This window comes from uncultured Xanthomonas sp. (genome assembly GCF_964278005.1).
GTDB lineage: Bacteria > Pseudomonadota > Gammaproteobacteria > Xanthomonadales > Xanthomonadaceae > Xanthomonas_A > Xanthomonas_A sontii.
In genome coordinates this window covers 1-14,546 of record NZ_CAXYKF010000022.1, presented here as the reverse complement: position 1 = coordinate 14,546, position 14,546 = coordinate 1, and the positions used below count along the sequence as shown (strand labels likewise).

Annotated in this window: 14 protein-coding genes; 7 read left to right on the top strand and 7 right to left on the bottom strand. The window is 70.7% G+C overall.

The annotated features are described in order from the left end of the window. Positions 1-254: 254 nt before the first annotated feature. Positions 255-1,094: an alpha/beta fold hydrolase gene (locus tag ACHWVH_RS13805; RefSeq protein WP_394687379.1), complete on the top strand. Its 840-nt coding sequence runs from the start codon at positions 255-257 to the stop codon at positions 1,092-1,094. An 80-nt stretch (positions 1,095-1,174) separates the two neighbouring features. On the opposite strand, the gene ACHWVH_RS13800 is transcribed toward ACHWVH_RS13805, so the two are convergent. Then, the gene (locus tag ACHWVH_RS13800) at positions 1,175-2,728 is read right to left on the bottom strand and encodes a YifB family Mg chelatase-like AAA ATPase (protein WP_394687378.1); all 1,554 of its coding nucleotides are present in this window, start codon (positions 2,726-2,728) and stop codon (positions 1,175-1,177) included. Between the two features lie 13 nt (positions 2,729-2,741). After that, entirely contained in the window at positions 2,742-3,011 is a 270-nt protein-coding gene (locus tag ACHWVH_RS13795; RefSeq protein WP_017908021.1) for an accessory factor UbiK family protein, read from the bottom strand. Positions 3,012-3,187: 176 nt separating this feature from the next. On the opposite strand from ACHWVH_RS13795, the gene ACHWVH_RS13790 reads away from it, so the two are divergent. Beyond that, complete coding sequence (locus tag ACHWVH_RS13790) at positions 3,188-3,526, top strand: P-II family nitrogen regulator (RefSeq protein ID WP_010341856.1); 339 nt, start codon at positions 3,188-3,190, stop codon at positions 3,524-3,526. A 162-nt stretch (positions 3,527-3,688) separates the two neighbouring features. Here ACHWVH_RS13790 and ACHWVH_RS13785 read toward each other — a convergent pair whose 3' ends face one another. Beyond that, entirely contained in the window at positions 3,689-4,420 is a 732-nt protein-coding gene (locus ACHWVH_RS13785) for a hypothetical protein (RefSeq protein ID WP_267085575.1), read from the bottom strand. A 252-nt stretch (positions 4,421-4,672) separates the two neighbouring features. Then, complete coding sequence (gene speE / locus ACHWVH_RS13780) at positions 4,673-5,524, bottom strand: polyamine aminopropyltransferase (protein WP_017916998.1); 852 nt, start codon at positions 5,522-5,524, stop codon at positions 4,673-4,675. A gap of 352 nt (positions 5,525-5,876) precedes the next feature. Between speE and speA the strand changes: the two genes are divergently transcribed. Both speA and ACHWVH_RS13770 read left to right on the top strand, forming a co-directional pair. Beyond that, complete coding sequence (gene speA / locus ACHWVH_RS13775) at positions 5,877-7,766, top strand: arginine decarboxylase (protein ID WP_017908018.1); 1,890 nt, start codon at positions 5,877-5,879, stop codon at positions 7,764-7,766. 202 nt (positions 7,767-7,968) lie between these two features. Continuing rightward, complete coding sequence (locus tag ACHWVH_RS13770; RefSeq protein ID WP_394687377.1) at positions 7,969-9,084, top strand: acyltransferase family protein; 1,116 nt, start codon at positions 7,969-7,971, stop codon at positions 9,082-9,084. 150 nt (positions 9,085-9,234) lie between these two features. On the opposite strand, the gene ACHWVH_RS13765 is transcribed toward ACHWVH_RS13770, so the two are convergent. Further along, a complete protein-coding gene (locus ACHWVH_RS13765) occupies positions 9,235-10,143 on the bottom strand; it encodes a LysR substrate-binding domain-containing protein (protein WP_394687376.1) in 909 nt (302 codons plus the stop codon). A 101-nt stretch (positions 10,144-10,244) separates the two neighbouring features. Between ACHWVH_RS13765 and ACHWVH_RS13760 the strand changes: the two genes are divergently transcribed. From ACHWVH_RS13760 to ACHWVH_RS13750, 3 genes are read left to right on the top strand one after another with little or no spacing between them, the layout of a single operon-like run. Then, positions 10,245-10,595: a carboxymuconolactone decarboxylase family protein gene (locus ACHWVH_RS13760; protein WP_295928970.1), complete on the top strand. Its 351-nt coding sequence runs from the start codon at positions 10,245-10,247 to the stop codon at positions 10,593-10,595. After that, positions 10,595-10,993 carry a tautomerase family protein gene (locus ACHWVH_RS13755; protein WP_295928971.1) on the top strand — a complete coding sequence of 133 codons (399 nt, stop codon included), beginning with the start codon at positions 10,595-10,597 and terminating at the stop codon, positions 10,991-10,993. Before ACHWVH_RS13760 ends, ACHWVH_RS13755 begins: the two co-directional genes overlap by 1 nt. After that, positions 10,990-11,544, top strand: a complete 555-nt coding sequence (locus ACHWVH_RS13750) for a DUF4865 family protein (protein WP_394687375.1) — start codon at positions 10,990-10,992, stop codon at positions 11,542-11,544. Before ACHWVH_RS13755 ends, ACHWVH_RS13750 begins: the two co-directional genes overlap by 4 nt. 18 nt (positions 11,545-11,562) lie before the next feature. On the opposite strand, the gene ACHWVH_RS13745 is transcribed toward ACHWVH_RS13750, so the two are convergent. After that, a complete protein-coding gene (locus tag ACHWVH_RS13745; protein ID WP_394687374.1) occupies positions 11,563-12,570 on the bottom strand; it encodes a pyridoxamine 5'-phosphate oxidase family protein in 1,008 nt (335 codons plus the stop codon). Between the two features lie 324 nt (positions 12,571-12,894). Further along, a partial coding sequence (locus tag ACHWVH_RS13740) for a TonB-dependent receptor (protein ID WP_394687373.1) occupies positions 12,895-14,546 on the bottom strand: 1,652 nt, incomplete at its 5' end.

The window sequence follows — 14,546 nt, the reverse complement described above, 5'->3', positions numbered from 1 at the left end:
GCGGGAGTGTGCTCTGGCAGCCTTGTGGGTGGGAGGCTGCCGCCGCCGTTCCGGCGCATGTGCCGCGCGGCCAGCGCGATGCTGTGCCGCCCATCGCTGCAGTGTCGCCGCGCCGGGGCGATACGGCTATCGTATCGGGATGCCGAGCGCTTCCCCACTTCCCTTTCGACGCAAACGGCGTGTTGCTTGCGCGGCGATGGTGTTGTTGGCCGCTGGCTGTCGGCGTCGCTGGCGGTAGTCGCGGTGTCGCACGCATGATCGCGCCGAGCAGTTCGCGCACGCCCCTGCCCAAGCCGGCCGTCCGCCGGCTCGGCGCGGACGACGCGCTGGCCTATCTGCGGGTGGGCGAGGGCGCGCCGGTGCTGCTGGTGCACGGGGCCCTGTGCGACTACCGCTACTGGGCGCCGCAGCTGCGCGGCCTGGCCGACCGCTTTCAGCTCAGCGCGCTGAGCCTGGGCCAGTACTACCCGCGACTGCCGTCGGCGTCGCGGCATGCGTTCGGCTGGCGCTGGCATGCGCAGCAGCTCGCCGGCTTCATCGCCGAGGAAGCGCGGCCGGTGCATCTGGTCGGCCATTCCCGTGGTGCCGCCGTGGCCTGGCAGGCAGCATTGCTGCATCCGGACGCGATCGCCAGCCTGACCCTGTTCGATCCGGGCGGCCCGCAGCCGCAGGGCCTGCCGGCCGAAGTGCAGGCGGTCCGCGCGCAAGCGATCGCGTTGCTGCAAGCTGGCCAGGTGGAGGCCGGCCTGGAATGCTTCGTCGATTCGGTCAGCCAGCCCGGCGCCTGGGCGCGCAGCAGCACAAGCTTCCGGCAGATGGTGCGCGACAACGCGCAGACCCTGGTGCCGCAGATTGCCGACGTGCTGCCGGCGTACCGGCCCGAGCAGGCTGCTGCCCTGGCGATGCCGGTGTTGCTGGTCGCCGGCGAACGCAGCCCGGCCCAGTACCGCGACAACGCCGCCGCGCTGGCGGCCTGGTCGCCGCATGCACGCCATGAGGTGCTGGGCGGGGCGTCGCACGGCATGACCTTTACCCATGCGAGGCGGTGCAATGCCTTGATCGCCGAGTGGGTGCACGCTGCGGCGAGGAGCTGAGCGCGTACGGCAGAGTGCTGCGCTCAGCGGGCACGACTGGGTGCAGACTGGATGCGGCGCACGCCGGCTGCGGCTCGGCGTCAACCTGCCAGGCGGCGTGCCCCGGGTGGCGTCGGACCCACGGCGCTCGCCGTTGGCTCGCCACGATCCAGTTGCCGGTACGCGATGGCTTCGGTCAGGTGCGCGGTGGCGATGCGCTCGCTGGCGTCCAGGTCGGCGATGGTGCGGGCCACGCGCAGGATCCGATGCAGCGAGCGCGCCGACAGCCGCAGGCGCTCGATGGCCTGTTCCAGCAGCGCCTCGTCGCGCGGCTGCAGGCGGCAGTCGCGCAGGGTTTCGCTGTGGCCGAGCTGGCCGTTGGGCCGGCCGGCGCGGGCCTGCTGGCGTTGCCGCGCCTGCTCCACGCGCTCGCGCACGACAGTGCTGGCTTCGCCGGGCGGCGCATCGGCGCGCAGCGCCTGTGGCGGCAGCCGCGGCACTTCCACGTGCAGGTCGATGCGGTCCAGCAGCGGGCCGGAGATGCGCGCGCGGTATCGCCGCACCGCGTCCTCGCTGCAGCGGCAGCGACCGCTGGGGTCGCCGGCCCAGCCGCAGGGGCAGGGATTCATCGCCGCCACCAGTTGGAAGCGCGCGGGAAACTCGGCGCTGCGCGCCGCGCGCGACACGGTCACCTGGCCCGATTCCAGCGGCTCGCGCAGCACTTCCAGCGCATGCCGGTTCCACTCCGGCAGTTCGTCCAGGAACAGCACGCCGTGGTGCGCCAGCGAGATCTCGCCCGGGCGCGGATGAGTGCCGCCGCCGACCAGCGACACCGCGCTGGCGGTGTGGTGCGGTGCGCGGTAGGGGCGTTGCCGCCAGCGTGCCGGGTCCACGCCGCGGCCGCTGACCGAAGCGATGGCCGCGCTCTCCAGTGCCTCGGCTTCGCTGGCCGCGGGCAGGATCCCGGGCAGGCGCGAGGCCAGCAGGGTCTTGCCGCAGCCGGGGCTGCCGATCAGCAACAGGTGGTGATGTCCGGCCGCGGCGATCTCCAGGGCGCGCCGCGCCTGCGCCTGGCCGCGCACGTCGCTCAGGTCGGGAAAGGGCGCGGCGACCGTGGGCGGCGCGGTGGCCGCGGGCAGGGTCTTGCTGCCGTTGAGCAGGCCGCAGACTTCCAGCAGGGTGCGTGCGGTGTAGGCCTGCACGTGTTGCGCCAACGCGGCCTCGGCGCCGTTGTCGGCCGGGACGATCAGGGTGCGCCCAGCCTGGGCGGCGGCCAGTGCGGCCGGCAGGACGCCGTCGACCGGACGCAGTTCGCCGGTCAAGGCCAGTTCGCCTAGGAATTCGTACTGGCCGAGCACCTGCGGGTCGAGCTGGCCGGCGGCGGCGAGGATGCCCAGCGCGATCGGCAGGTCGAAGCGGCCGCCCTCCTTGGGCAGGTCGGCCGGGGCCAGGTTTACCGTGATCCGCCGTGCCGGGAACTCGTACTGCGCGCAGAGCAGGGCGGCGCGGACGCGGTCGCGCGATTCGCGTACCGCCGCCTCGGGCAGGCCGACGATCTGCGTGGTCGGCAGGCCGCCGGACAGATGGACTTCGACCCGAACCGGAGGCGCAAGCACCCCCGCGCGGGCACGGCTGTGCACCAGCGCCAGGCTCATGGTGGCGGGTGGATCAGGCGGTGGGGCTGGGCGACTGCCCGCTGCGCGCCGCTTCCAGCGCGGCGACGCTGCGCTCCAGCGCTTCGAGCTTCTCGCGGGTGCGCAGCAGCACCGCGCGCTGCACTTCGAATTCCTCGCGGGTGACCAGGTCGAGCTTGCCCAGCCCGGCCTGCAGCGCGCTCTTGAAGGTGCTCTGCAGTTCGTCGCGGGATTGGCGCAGGCCCGGCGGCACCAGATCGCTGAGGCGGCGGGCGAGGTCGTCGAGATGGTTGAGGTCGATCATGGCTGTGCTCCGGCAGGTGGCGTCAGACTGCGGTATCCGGCGGGTCGGGACCATCGGGATCGGACGCGGCGCGCTGTCGGAAAATTCCGGCGTTGGGGGCGCGCGGCCATTGAACCCGACGGCCGGGAATCGCGCAACCGCGCTATCCTGACGCCATTGTGATTGGAGAACGCCGCATGAAGATGATCATGGCCGTGATCAAGCCGTTCAAGCTCGACGACGTGCGCGAGGCGCTCGCCGCGCAGGGCGTGGCCGGCATCACCGTCACCGAGGTCAAGGGCTTCGGCCGGCAGAAGGGCCACACCGAGCTGTATCGCGGCGCCGAGTACGTGGTCGATTTCCTGCCCAAGGTGAAGCTGGAAGTGGCGGTCAGCGAGGACCAGGTCGAGCGCGTGGTCGAGGCCATCGTCAAGGCCGCCGCCACCGGCAAGATCGGCGACGGCAAGGTGTTCGTCTACGACCTGGGCACGGTGGTGCGGATCCGCACCGGCGAACTGGACGCGGACGCGCTGTAACGCAGTCACCGCGCCTGCATCGCCGTGGCATGGATGGTGTCGTGTAGGAGCGGTTTCAGCCGCGATGGGCGTTCCCGATAGAACCTGTCGCGGCTGAAGCCGCCCCTGCAGGCGTGGCGGGCCCGTTGGATAGGTCAGGCACGCTGCGCGTCAGCCGCCGACTCAGACGCCGCCGTAGCCGCGGCCGAGGGTGAGCCAGAACGTCGCCACCACCAGCACCGCCACGACGACCGTGGCGCGGCTGGACGGTAGCGGCAGTGGCGCGCGCGACCGGCGCGACAGCGCGATGACCACCAGGCCGATCGGTGCCAACAGGCCTTCCTGCGCCGCCTCGCGCAGTGCCGGCAGCACCGGCCCGGCATGGAACAGCACGCTCACGCAGGCCACCGTGCCGGCAGTGGCGTAGGCCGCCAGCATTGGCCTGCCTTTCGGCAGCCACGGGGCGATGGCGCGCAGCACCTGCAGATACAGCCAGGCGCCGGCCAGTCCCATCCCCAGCCGCCAGGCCCAGGCCGGCTGCAGGGCGAGATCGCGCAGGACGAAGGCGAGGTCTCCGTCATTGGTGACCGCGGAGAACAGCAGGTAGCCGGCGCCCCACAGTCCGTTGAAGGCGGCGATCAGCGCGAGCGCCAGGCGCGGCGTGTCCGCGCGACGGCGGCGTGCCGCCAGGATGCACACTGCGGCCACGCATAGATTCGCCAGCGGGCCGGCGGCATCGACGAAGGGGCGCCCAGGCTGGCAGCGGAAGTACACCGACGTGAGCCAGCGGACGGTGCCGCCGCTGCCCAGGCAGGCCAGGCCATGGCCTACCGCTTCGTGGGCGACGCAGGCGACGACGAAGCCGATCGCGGCCAGCGCGCACAGGGTCCACGGCGACGTCGTCTGGGAGCGCATGGCAGGCTCGCGGTGTGTGCGATGGAGGCCGGCGCATCGTCGCACGCGCCGGCCATGGCGTGCGGCATCGTTTGGCGCCTACAGCGCGCGATCGCGGCAACCGGCGAGGCGATGCCATGCGCGATGCAGCGCGCCTGTCGATTCGGATGCGCACGCGTTGGGGGCCGGCCTTACCGAGGGCCCCGACTGCGCCGGCGATCCGCGGCATCGGCGCACGTCAGGCGCGCGCCGATGCCGAAGAGGACCGGGGGCTTAGCCGCCCAGCGCCTCGGCCACGAACGGCGGCAGCACCTGGGTGCCGGTGTGCAGGTGCGCGCTGTAGTAACGCGTGGCGAACGGCTTGGCCGCGGCGTCGTCCTGGCGGAAGTCGAAGCCGCCCTGCTTGCGCGCCATGGTCACGCTCCACCAGCCGGTCGGGTAGCACGGCTGCGGGAACGGCACGGTGTGGAAGCTGGCGAAGCCGGCCTTGCCCATCTCCGCGCGCATTTCCTTGATCAGGTCCAGCAGCGCCAGCGGCGATTCGGACTGCTGCACCAGGATGCCGTCGTCCTTCAGCGCCTTGAAGCAGCTCTCGTAGAAGGCCTTGTTGAACAGGCCTTCGGCCGGGCCGACCGGGTCGGTGGAGTCGACGATGACGATGTCCACGCTGCCGGCCGGGCAGTTGGCCATGTAGGCCACGCCGTCGTCGAACAGCAGCTCGGCACGCGGGTCGTTGTTGGAGTCGCACAGCTCCGGGAAGTACTTCTCGGCCATGCGCGTGACCTGCTCGTCGATGTCGCACTGGGTGGCGCTTTCCACGCCCGGGTGCTTGAGCACTTCGCGCAGGGTGCCGCAGTCGCCGCCGCCGATGATCACCACGCGCTTGGGCGCGGCGTGGGTGAACAGCGCCGGGTGGCTGATCATCTCGTGGTAGAAGAAGTTGTCGCGCGTGGTCAGCATCACCGCGCCGTCGATCACCATCAGCTTGCCCCAGTCGGTGGTGTCGTAGATCTCGATCTTCTGGAACGGCGACTGCACCTCGTCCAGCTTGCCGGTGATGCGGTAGCCGATGGCCGAGCCGGTGGGCTGGAAGTGTTCGATGTACCAGTTGTCGTTGGCGCTCATGCAGATGTCCTAGGAAAGCAAGAAAAGAAGCGACGATTCCTTCTCCCCCCGGGAGAAGGTGGCGCGTAGCGCCGGATGAGGGTCGGGCGCAGCCTCATGCAGCCAGGTCACACGAGGCTGTTACGACACCTCCCCGGATGAGGGTCGGGCGCAGCACGTGCAGCCGAGCTACCCGATGCTGTCGCCGCACCCTCCGGACGCGGCCTCGCGCACTGAAGCCACGCCAGGCGCCCGCGAACCCGGCCCGGCTCCACCAGGAGCCGAGGGCGTCGGAACGGCGCGGATTGTAACGGACCCCACGCGTAGCAGGGGTTACAATCCACGCCCTTTTTCCCTCAGCCGAGCCGCCACGATGAGCGATTGGTCCCTCGACCAAGCCCGCAAGACCTACTCGATCCCGCACTGGGCCGACGGGTACTTCGACGTGGACGCGGCCGGCCGGGTGGTGGTGCGGCCGCAGGGCGCCGACGGCGTGGCGATCGCGCTGCCGGAGGTGGTGGACGCCGCGCGCGCGGCCGGGGCCAAGCTGCCGATGCTGGTGCGCTTCCCGGACATCCTCGGCGAGCGCCTGGGCAAGCTGCAGGCCGCCTTCGCCCAGGCCCAGGCCGACTGGGACTACAGCGGCGGCTACACCGCCGTGTACCCGATCAAGGTCAACCAGCACCGCGGCGTGGCCGGCACCCTGGCCAGCCACCAGGGCGAGGGCTTCGGCCTGGAGGCGGGCAGCAAGCCGGAACTGATGGCGGTGCTGGCGCTGTCGCGGCCGGGCGGGCTGATCGTGTGCAACGGCTACAAGGACCGCGAGTACATCCGTCTGGCGCTGATCGGGCGCAAGCTCGGGCTGCAGACCTTCATCGTCATCGAGAAGCCCTCGGAGCTGAAGCTGGTGCTGGAGGAGGCGCGCGCGCTGGACGTGAAGCCGGGCCTGGGCGTGCGCATGCGCCTGGCCTCGCTGGGCGCGGGCAAGTGGCAGAACAGCGGTGGCGACAAGGCCAAGTTCGGGCTGTCGCCGCGGCAGGTGCTGGACCTGTGGAAGACCCTGCGCGACACCGAATACGCCGACGCGCTGAACCTGCTGCACTTCCACATGGGGTCGCAGATCTCCAACGTGCGCGACATCGCCAACGGCATGCGCGAGGCCACCCGCTATTTCGTCGAGCTGTCCAAGCTGGGCGCGAAGATCAGCCACGTCGACGTCGGCGGCGGCCTGGGCATTGACTACGAAGGCACCCGCTCGCGCAGCTATTGCTCGATCAACTACGGCCTGCACTCCTACGCCAGCAACATCGTGCAGCCGTTGGCCAGCGCCTGCGAGGAGCACGGCCTGGCGCCGCCGCGCATCGTCACCGAGTGCGGGCGTGCGATGACCGCGCACCACGCGGTGCTGATCGCCAACGTGTCCGAGGTGGAGCAGGCGCCGGAAGGCCGCGTGCCCGACGCGCACGACGACGAACCGGCGGCGATCCGCCACCTGCGCGAGATCCATGCCGAACTGGACCAGCGCCCGGCGGTGGAACTGTTCCAGGAGGCGCAGCATTTCCATGCCGAAGGCCTCAGCGGCTACGCCCTGGGCCAGATCGACCTGACCCATCGCGCGCGCATCGACGACCTGTTCTACGCCATCGCCCATGGCGTGCGGGCGCGGCTGAGCCATGAGGAAAAGAGCCACCGTCCGGTGCTGGACGAGCTCAACGAGCGTCTGGTCGACAAGTACTTCGTCAACTTCAGCGTGTTCGAATCGATTCCCGACGTGTGGGCGATCGATCAGGTGTTCCCGATCGTGCCGATCGAGCGCCTGAACGAGGCGCCGGCGCGGCGCGGCGTGGTCTGCGACATGACCTGCGATTCCGACGGCATGGTCAAGACCTACGTCGAGAACGAAAGCCTGGACAGCTCGCTGCCGCTGCACGCGCTGCGCCCGGGCGAAAGCTACCGCATCGGCTTCTTCCTGGTCGGCGCCTACCAGGAGATCCTGGGCGACATCCACAACCTGTTCGGCGACACCGACGCGGTGGAAGTGGCGGTGGATGGCGACGGCTACCGCATCGCCCAGCAGCGCCGCGGCGATACCACCGACGTGATGCTGGACTACGTCGGCTACCGCCTGGACGACCTGCGCGCCGCCTACGCCGAACGCGTCGCCGCCGCGCAGTTGCCGGCCGCGCAGGCCACGGAACTGGCCGACGCGCTCGAGGCCGGCCTGACCGGCTACACCTACCTGTCGGACGAACCGCTGGGCTGACAGTGGCGACCCACGCAAGCCCCTCTCCCCCCGGGAGAGGGGTTGGGGTGAGGGTACGCCCGTGCACGCAATCTTGGGGTTGGCCGCCTGGTGCCGCGGCTTGCATCTTCCAGGCGCGATCGCTTGGGCGTCGATAGACGCCCGCCGCCGCAACCGGCGATGCAGCCAGTAAGCTGCTCGCTCCCCACCGCCAACCCCTGCGATGCGCTATCCCGGCCTCGACCTGCTGCGCGCCACCGCCATCGTCTGGGTGATGTTGTTCCACTCCTTCGTGGTCGGTGGGCTGGGCCCGGATTGGGAGTGGCTGTCGCGCTATGGCTGGATGGGCGTGGATCTGTTCTTCGTGCTCAGCGGCTTTTTGATCGGGGGCCAGGTGCTGGCGCCGCTGGCCCGCGGCGAGCGGCTGCGCTACGGCGAGTTCTACCGGCGCCGCGCCTACCGCATCCTGCCGGCGTACGCAGTGGTGCTGGCGTTGTACCTGGCATGGCCCGGGTTCCGCGAAACGCCCGGGATCGCGCCGTGGTGGCTGTTCGCCAGTTTCACCCTCAACCTGGGCATCGACTACGCCAACCAGCAGGCGTTCTCGCATGCGTGGTCGCTGTGCGTGGAAGAGCACTTCTACCTGGTGTTTCCGCTGCTGGCGGCGTGGATGCTGCGGCGGCCATCGGCGCCGCGTTTCGTGGCGCTGTGCGTGGCCGTGGTGCTGGCCGGCATCGGCCTGCGCAGTGCGATCTGGATGCACGACAGCGCGCTGGATCGCATCGGTGCCGGGCTGCAGCGCAACTGGTTCATCGAGGATCTCTACTACCCGACCTGGAACCGCCTGGACGGCCTGCTGGCGGGGGTGGCGTTGGCGGTGCTGAAGACCTTCCGGCCGCAGCACTGGCAGCGGCTGCAGCGTCACGCCAGCGTCGTGGCGCTTGCCGGCATCGTGGTCTGTGCGCTGGCGATGTGGCTGTTCCGCGACCGCACCGGCCTGCTCGGCAATGCCATCGGCTGGCCGGTGCTGTCGTTGGGACTGGCGCTGCTGGTCGGCGCCGGCGCCTCCACCCAGGGATGGCTGGGGCGCTGCCGGGTGCCGGGCGCGGCCTGGCTGGCCGCGGTGTCCTACAGCCTGTACCTGAGCCACAAGGCGGCGTTCCATCTGACCCAGGCGTGGTTCGGCGCGCTGCTGGACGGGCGTGGACCGCTCGCCTTCGCCGTCTATGCCGGCATGGCGCTGCTGTTCGCGGCTGTCCTGCACTACGCGGTGGAGCGGCCGTTCCTGCGCCTGCGCGAGCGGCGCGGCGCCGCGGCTGTCGCGACCGCGCATGGTTGAACGCACGGTTTCCGATCCGCGCGGCACGTCCCGGTGAAGAGCGATGGCAATCCCTCAAGACCGTGGCCAGCGGCGGCGCCACATGCTCGCCGGCGTCCTGATCGCCAGGAGGATGCCCTGCAAGGGCGGCAAGTAAGCGCGCGGGACGTCTCAGCCATCCCCGACCAGCGCTGCATGCGCCGCCTGCAGGCGCTGTTGCAGGATCTCCGCCAGCCGCGCCACCGCCGGCGGCGGCACGGCGGCCGCGCGATGCAGGCTCGGCCCTAACGCCGGCAACGCGGGCAGGCCGCCGGCGCCGGGCGGGAGCAGGGCCAGTCCGGCCGGCACCCCGGCCGGGGTGCGCAGGGTGATGCCCAATCCGGCGCGGACAGCCGCCCATACGCCGCCGAGGCTGGCGCTGGTGAAGGCGATGCGCCATGGGATGCCGGCGCGGTCCAGGGCGGTGGTCGCGGCCGTGCGTAGCAGGCAGGGGGCTTCCAGCATCACCAATGGCAATGGCGCCGCGCCGCTCCAGTCGGCCACGTCCGGCGCGCTGCGGTCGCCTGCGGCGATCCAGCGCAGCGGCCACGCCGCTTGCGCCTGCCGATGCGCCGAGGCCGCGCCGGAGTCCCAGGCCAGGGCCAGATCCAGTTGCCCGGCCTCCACCCGCGCCAGCAGTTCCTGGTGGCGGGCGATGCGCGCTTCGATCCGCACCTGCGGGTGGGCGCGGGCGAAACGCCCGAGCACGTCCGGCAGCATGTGCTCGCCGAAGTCCTCCTGCAGCCCCAGCCGCACCCAGCCCTGCAGCGCCGTGTCCTGCAGGGCCACGACCGCCTCATCGTTGAGCTCGAGCAGCCGCCGCGCGTAGCCCAGCAAGGCTTCGCCGGCCTCGGTCAGGGCCAGGCCGCGGCCCTGGCGGCGCAGCACCGGCTGCCCGGCCTGCTCCTCCAGCTTCTTCAGCTGTGCGCTGATCGCCGAGGTGGAGCGCCCGCGGCGCTCGGCCGCCTTGGCGAAGCTGCCCAACTCCACGCCGGCGACGAAGCTGCGCAGCGCGTCGAGGTCGAAGGTGATGGGGCGCATCGGTCGATCCTGATTTTCCGGACGGTCGTTTCGATATTTTCCGATTTTTCGAAAGGTTGTGCGCGACTAGGCTGTGCCCGTTCCCCCTGCGAGACCTTCCGATGTCCGACCCATCCACGCCGTTTCCTTCCCCGCAGGCCGCGTTCGGCGACATCGCGCCGGCCTTCGCCCGCCTCACCGACGAGGTGCTGTTCGCCGAGGTGTGGCAGCGCCCCGGGCTGTCGCCGCGCGAGCGCAGCCTGATCACGGTGGCGGCACTGGTGGCCCTGTCGCGACTGGAGCAGTTGCCGCTGCACCTGGCGCGCGCACTGGACAGCGGTCTGGACCGAGACACCCTGGCCGAGGCCATCACCCACCTGGCGTTCTACGCCGGCTGGCCGTGTGCGGCGTCCGCGCTGCCGTTGCTGCGCACCGCTGCCGCGGCGCGGCCGGCCATGACGGAGCCGCGCTGATGCCGTACGCCCGTATCTCGCTGCTGCGCGGCCACGCGTCCGCCTACCTGCGCGCGCTGTCGGCCAGCCTTTACCAGGCCATGCACGACGCCTTCGAGGTGCCGGCCGGCGACTGCTTCCAGGTCATCCATCAGCACGACCCGGACGAACTGGTGTTCGACCGCCATTACCTGGGCGGGCCGCGCTCGGATCGTTTCGTGCTGATCGCCATCACCGCCGGCCGCGAACGCAGCGCTGCCTGCAAGCAGGCGTTCTATCGGCGCCTGGTCGAGCTGCTGGCGATCGCGCCTGGAATTCCGCCGGAGGACGTGATGGTCACCATCGTCACCACCGCGGCGCAGGACTGGTCGTTCGGCGGCGGCCGCGCCGGCATCACGGCCCGCGGAGTGCCGGCATGATCGCCATGCAATACAGCATCGCGTTGCCGGCGGACTACGACATGGCGATCATCCGCCGCCGCATCGCCGACAAAGGCCGGTTGCTCGACACGCTGCCGGGGTTGCAGTTCAAGGCCTACCTGGTCGCCGATCGCAGCGATCCGCTGCTGCCCGGCCGGCAGAACCTGTATGCGCCGTTCTATCTGTGGCGCGATGCGGCGGCGATGCACGCGTTCCTCGCCGGCCCCGCGTTCGCCGCGCTGTGCGAGGCCTTCGGACGCCCGACCGTGCAGGCGTGGATGGTCGGCACGGCGTGGACGTCCGCGGCGCTGCGCTCGGCGCGCTACGCCACCCGCGCGCTTCCGGCGCCATCGCCTGCCTGCGGAAACGACACCGATGACATGGACGTGCCTGACGAACGCGTGCTGGCCACGGTGTGCGGCTACGAACCGCAGGGATGGACGCGGCTGCGTTTTCACCTGTGGCGCGATCTGCCGCCGGAAGACGCCGCCGCACACCGCTATGCCGTGCATCACCTCAGCGCGCCCGGCGTGACCGACGCCGCCGGGTGAGCCGGTGGCGTTGGATGCTCAGTACATGTTCTTCTTGTAGTCGGCCTGCAGTCCTTTGCGCACCACGCCGGGCACCGAGACCGCCGCGCGCATCAGCGTGGCCTGTGCGCCGCGCGCGCCGCTGAGCCGGACGTGGTCGCGGAAGATCGCCGGCGGGTCCAAGTCGTGTGCGATGGCGGCGGGCGGCCAACGGTCGAAGCGACCGAGCGCGCGGCTGTGCGTCTCTTCGAGGAGCGCCGGCAGCACCCGCACCGCCAGATGCGGAACGCGTCCATCGACGGCGAGCGCGCTGCGGATCGCCTCGTCGGTGCTGGGGCGGGCGAGCCCTTCGATGCACACGCAGCGTGCGCTGCCGGGGCGCAGTGCCAGCAGCGCGAGTTGCGGCCGCGCCAGCAGATTGCCCAGGCTGTCGACGCGACGATTGCCCGGCCGGTCGGCGAACCACCACGCATCGCGGTGGGCTTGCAGCAAGGCCCCGGCGCGATCGCCGCGCGGACTGACATCGACGTGGCCCTCGGCATCGGCGGTGGCCAGGATCAGCAGTCGGCAACTGGCGAGCAATTCTTCCGGCGTCTCCGGCGGCATGGCGCCGGCCCGTGCCTCCGCGTGCCACCAGTCGGCGCGCAGCAGGGCCTTGGCGCAGTGCAGATAGCATTCCTCGACGGCGACGAACAAGCGGGTGCCGTCGTCGCCGGCGATGCGGCCATTGATCCGCAGGGTCTCGCCCAATCCGGGCACCAGGAACAGCGAACCGAAGCCGGCGCCGACGTGCGCGTGGGCGGTGTCCAGTGCCTGCAGCGGGATCGACAGCAGATGCGGCGTATCGCCGCGCGCGAAGCCGGGTGTACCGCTGCCCGCACTCAATGCCAGGCGCTGGCCGGCAAAGCCGGCGAACAGCAAGGGGCTGGCGGCCAGCCAGCGCAGCGCATGCGCGTCCAGGTGGTCGATCACCTTCAGGTCGCGCGGACCGGGCAGGCGGCCCACGCAGTCCTGCAGCTGCATCGCATCGGTGACGAAGTCGGTCATGGCGATGTCTCCCGGAAGCGGAAGACGCCGTGGTCGAGCGAAGCGGGAGAGATCATCGCAAAGCACTCCTGTGAACGAGCGGGAGGCTTGCGCGAAGGCTGGCGACGCCTGGAACCGTACCACAGCGCGGCGGACGCCGCGTCCGGCGACTTACGGTCGTCCTTGGCCAGGCAACACCGTGACAGGCACCTCTCATCTCGCCGGGGGCATGTCCAGATACAAGGAGCGGCTTCAGCCGTGACAGGGGCGTTCCCGTGAAGCCCGTCGCGGTTGAAGCCGCGCCTGCGCAGCACGCTGTGGCGGATGCAGGTGATGCGAGGTGCCCTACAGCCGCAGTTCGAACCCGAGATAGGCCGAACGCCCGGGCGCTGGCGAGAACATCGCCTGATTGTTGCCACCCCAGAAGAAGCTGTCGTACCAGACGTAGGCGTAGCGAGCGTCGGTGAGGTTCTTGACCTGCAGGTCGAGGCTGGTGCGCGGACCGAGCTGATAGCGCACGCTGGCATCGACCACGCGGAAGCCGCCGTACTTGCCCTGCGCATTGCGCTCGTCGATGTAGTAGTCGCCTTGCGCGCGCGCCTGCACGCCCAAGGTCCAGCGCGCATCGGGCCGGTAGTCGACGCCGGCGTTGCTGATGTAGCGCGGCACCGAGAACACCTCGCGGCCGCGCAGCGATTCGCCCGAGGCGTTGTAGGCGCTGACCACCTTGGCCTCCTGCAGCGCCTGCGACAGCCACAGCATCCAGTGCTCGCCCAGTTGCGTGCTCAGTTGCAGGTCCACGCCCTGGCGCCGGGTCTGGCCCAGGCCCACGGTGGTGCCGGAGCTGACGTTGTTGGCCACCTCGTCGGTGGCGTCCTGACGCCAGACCGCCACGCGCGCCTCGGTACCGGCGGCTGGCTGCAGTTTCAGGCCCAGTTCCTTGCCGGTGTTGATCGACGGCCGCACGCCCGGCTGGCCCGGCGTCAGGTAGGCCGGCGCGGTGGAACCGGTGAGGATCTGGAAGGTGCGGCCCCAGTTGGCGTACACGCTCAGCTGCGGCGTCAGCGCGTAGATCACGCTGAGCTTGGGCTGGTCGATCCAGCCGTAGCGCTGCAGCGGCGCGTGCACGCCGCCGGGCAGCGTGGTGTCGCCGGAAAAGCGGTCGACGCGGAACGCCGGCACGATCTTCAGCGCGTCGGTCGGCTGCAATACCGCCTGCAGGTACAGGCCGAAGTTGTCGAGCGTGTAGCGGTCGTCGTTCTGCACGCGCGCCGGCGCGCTCCAGAAATCGGTCGGCACCGCGTAGGCATAGCGGTAGCGGCGATAGCGGTTGTTCTGGTGCTCGGCGTTGAGGCCGCCTTCCACGCTCAGCAGGTCGCTGGCCTGCCAGGTGACGGTGCTGAGCAGGCCGGTCTGGGTTTCGTCCCATTGCCGGCGCTGCCGCGGTGCGTTGCCGACCGGGTAGGGGGTGAAGGTGACGCGGCGTTCCTCGTCGTAGCGGTTGACGTACAGCGTGTTGCGCAGCTGCACACCGTCGCCGAGCTTGAAGTCGGCATGCACGCTGGCCTGGCGCAGGGTGCGCTCGCCGCCGTCGTTGGCATTCTGTGGCGGCGACTGGTCGCGGTCGTCGTCCCATTGCGCGGCGGTGAGGAAGCCGGGCGCATCGGCCTTCAGATGGTAGGCGCGGGCGATCAAACCGATGCGTGCGGTGTCGTCGTCCTCGCCGTAGAACCACTTGCCGCCGAGCGTGTACTTGCGCGCGCTGTCGTGCGCGCGCTCGCCTTGTGTGGCCTGGGCGCCGACGAAATAGTTCTGCGCCAGGCCGCCGGCTTCATGGCCGACGGCGTACTGCAGTGCGCGCGTGGCGAAGCTGCCGTAGCTCAGCCGCAGGTCCTGGTAGTCGCCGCCCTGGCGGGTGGCGATGTTGAAGTTGCCGCCGATGTTGTGCAGGCCGTAGCGCGGATCGTTGGTGCCGCGCACCACCTCGATGTAGGCGA

Coding starts and splice junctions, on each gene's coding strand:
- ACHWVH_RS13805 (WP_394687379.1), top strand. CDS start 255: ATGATCGCGCCGAGCAGTTCGCGCACGCCCCTGCCCAAGCCGGCCGTC.
- ACHWVH_RS13800 (WP_394687378.1), bottom strand. CDS start 2,728: ATGAGCCTGGCGCTGGTGCACAGCCGTGCCCGCGCGGGGGTGCTTGCG.
- ACHWVH_RS13795 (WP_017908021.1), bottom strand. CDS start 3,011: ATGATCGACCTCAACCATCTCGACGACCTCGCCCGCCGCCTCAGCGAT.
- ACHWVH_RS13790 (WP_010341856.1), top strand. CDS start 3,188: ATGAAGATGATCATGGCCGTGATCAAGCCGTTCAAGCTCGACGACGTG.
- ACHWVH_RS13785 (WP_267085575.1), bottom strand. CDS start 4,420: ATGCGCTCCCAGACGACGTCGCCGTGGACCCTGTGCGCGCTGGCCGCG.
- speE (WP_017916998.1), bottom strand. CDS start 5,524: ATGAGCGCCAACGACAACTGGTACATCGAACACTTCCAGCCCACCGGC.
- speA (WP_017908018.1), top strand. CDS start 5,877: ATGAGCGATTGGTCCCTCGACCAAGCCCGCAAGACCTACTCGATCCCG.
- ACHWVH_RS13770 (WP_394687377.1), top strand. CDS start 7,969: ATGCGCTATCCCGGCCTCGACCTGCTGCGCGCCACCGCCATCGTCTGG.
- ACHWVH_RS13765 (WP_394687376.1), bottom strand. CDS start 10,143: ATGCGCCCCATCACCTTCGACCTCGACGCGCTGCGCAGCTTCGTCGCC.
- ACHWVH_RS13760 (WP_295928970.1), top strand. CDS start 10,245: ATGTCCGACCCATCCACGCCGTTTCCTTCCCCGCAGGCCGCGTTCGGC.
- ACHWVH_RS13755 (WP_295928971.1), top strand. CDS start 10,595: ATGCCGTACGCCCGTATCTCGCTGCTGCGCGGCCACGCGTCCGCCTAC.
- ACHWVH_RS13750 (WP_394687375.1), top strand. CDS start 10,990: ATGATCGCCATGCAATACAGCATCGCGTTGCCGGCGGACTACGACATG.
- ACHWVH_RS13745 (WP_394687374.1), bottom strand. CDS start 12,570: ATGACCGACTTCGTCACCGATGCGATGCAGCTGCAGGACTGCGTGGGC.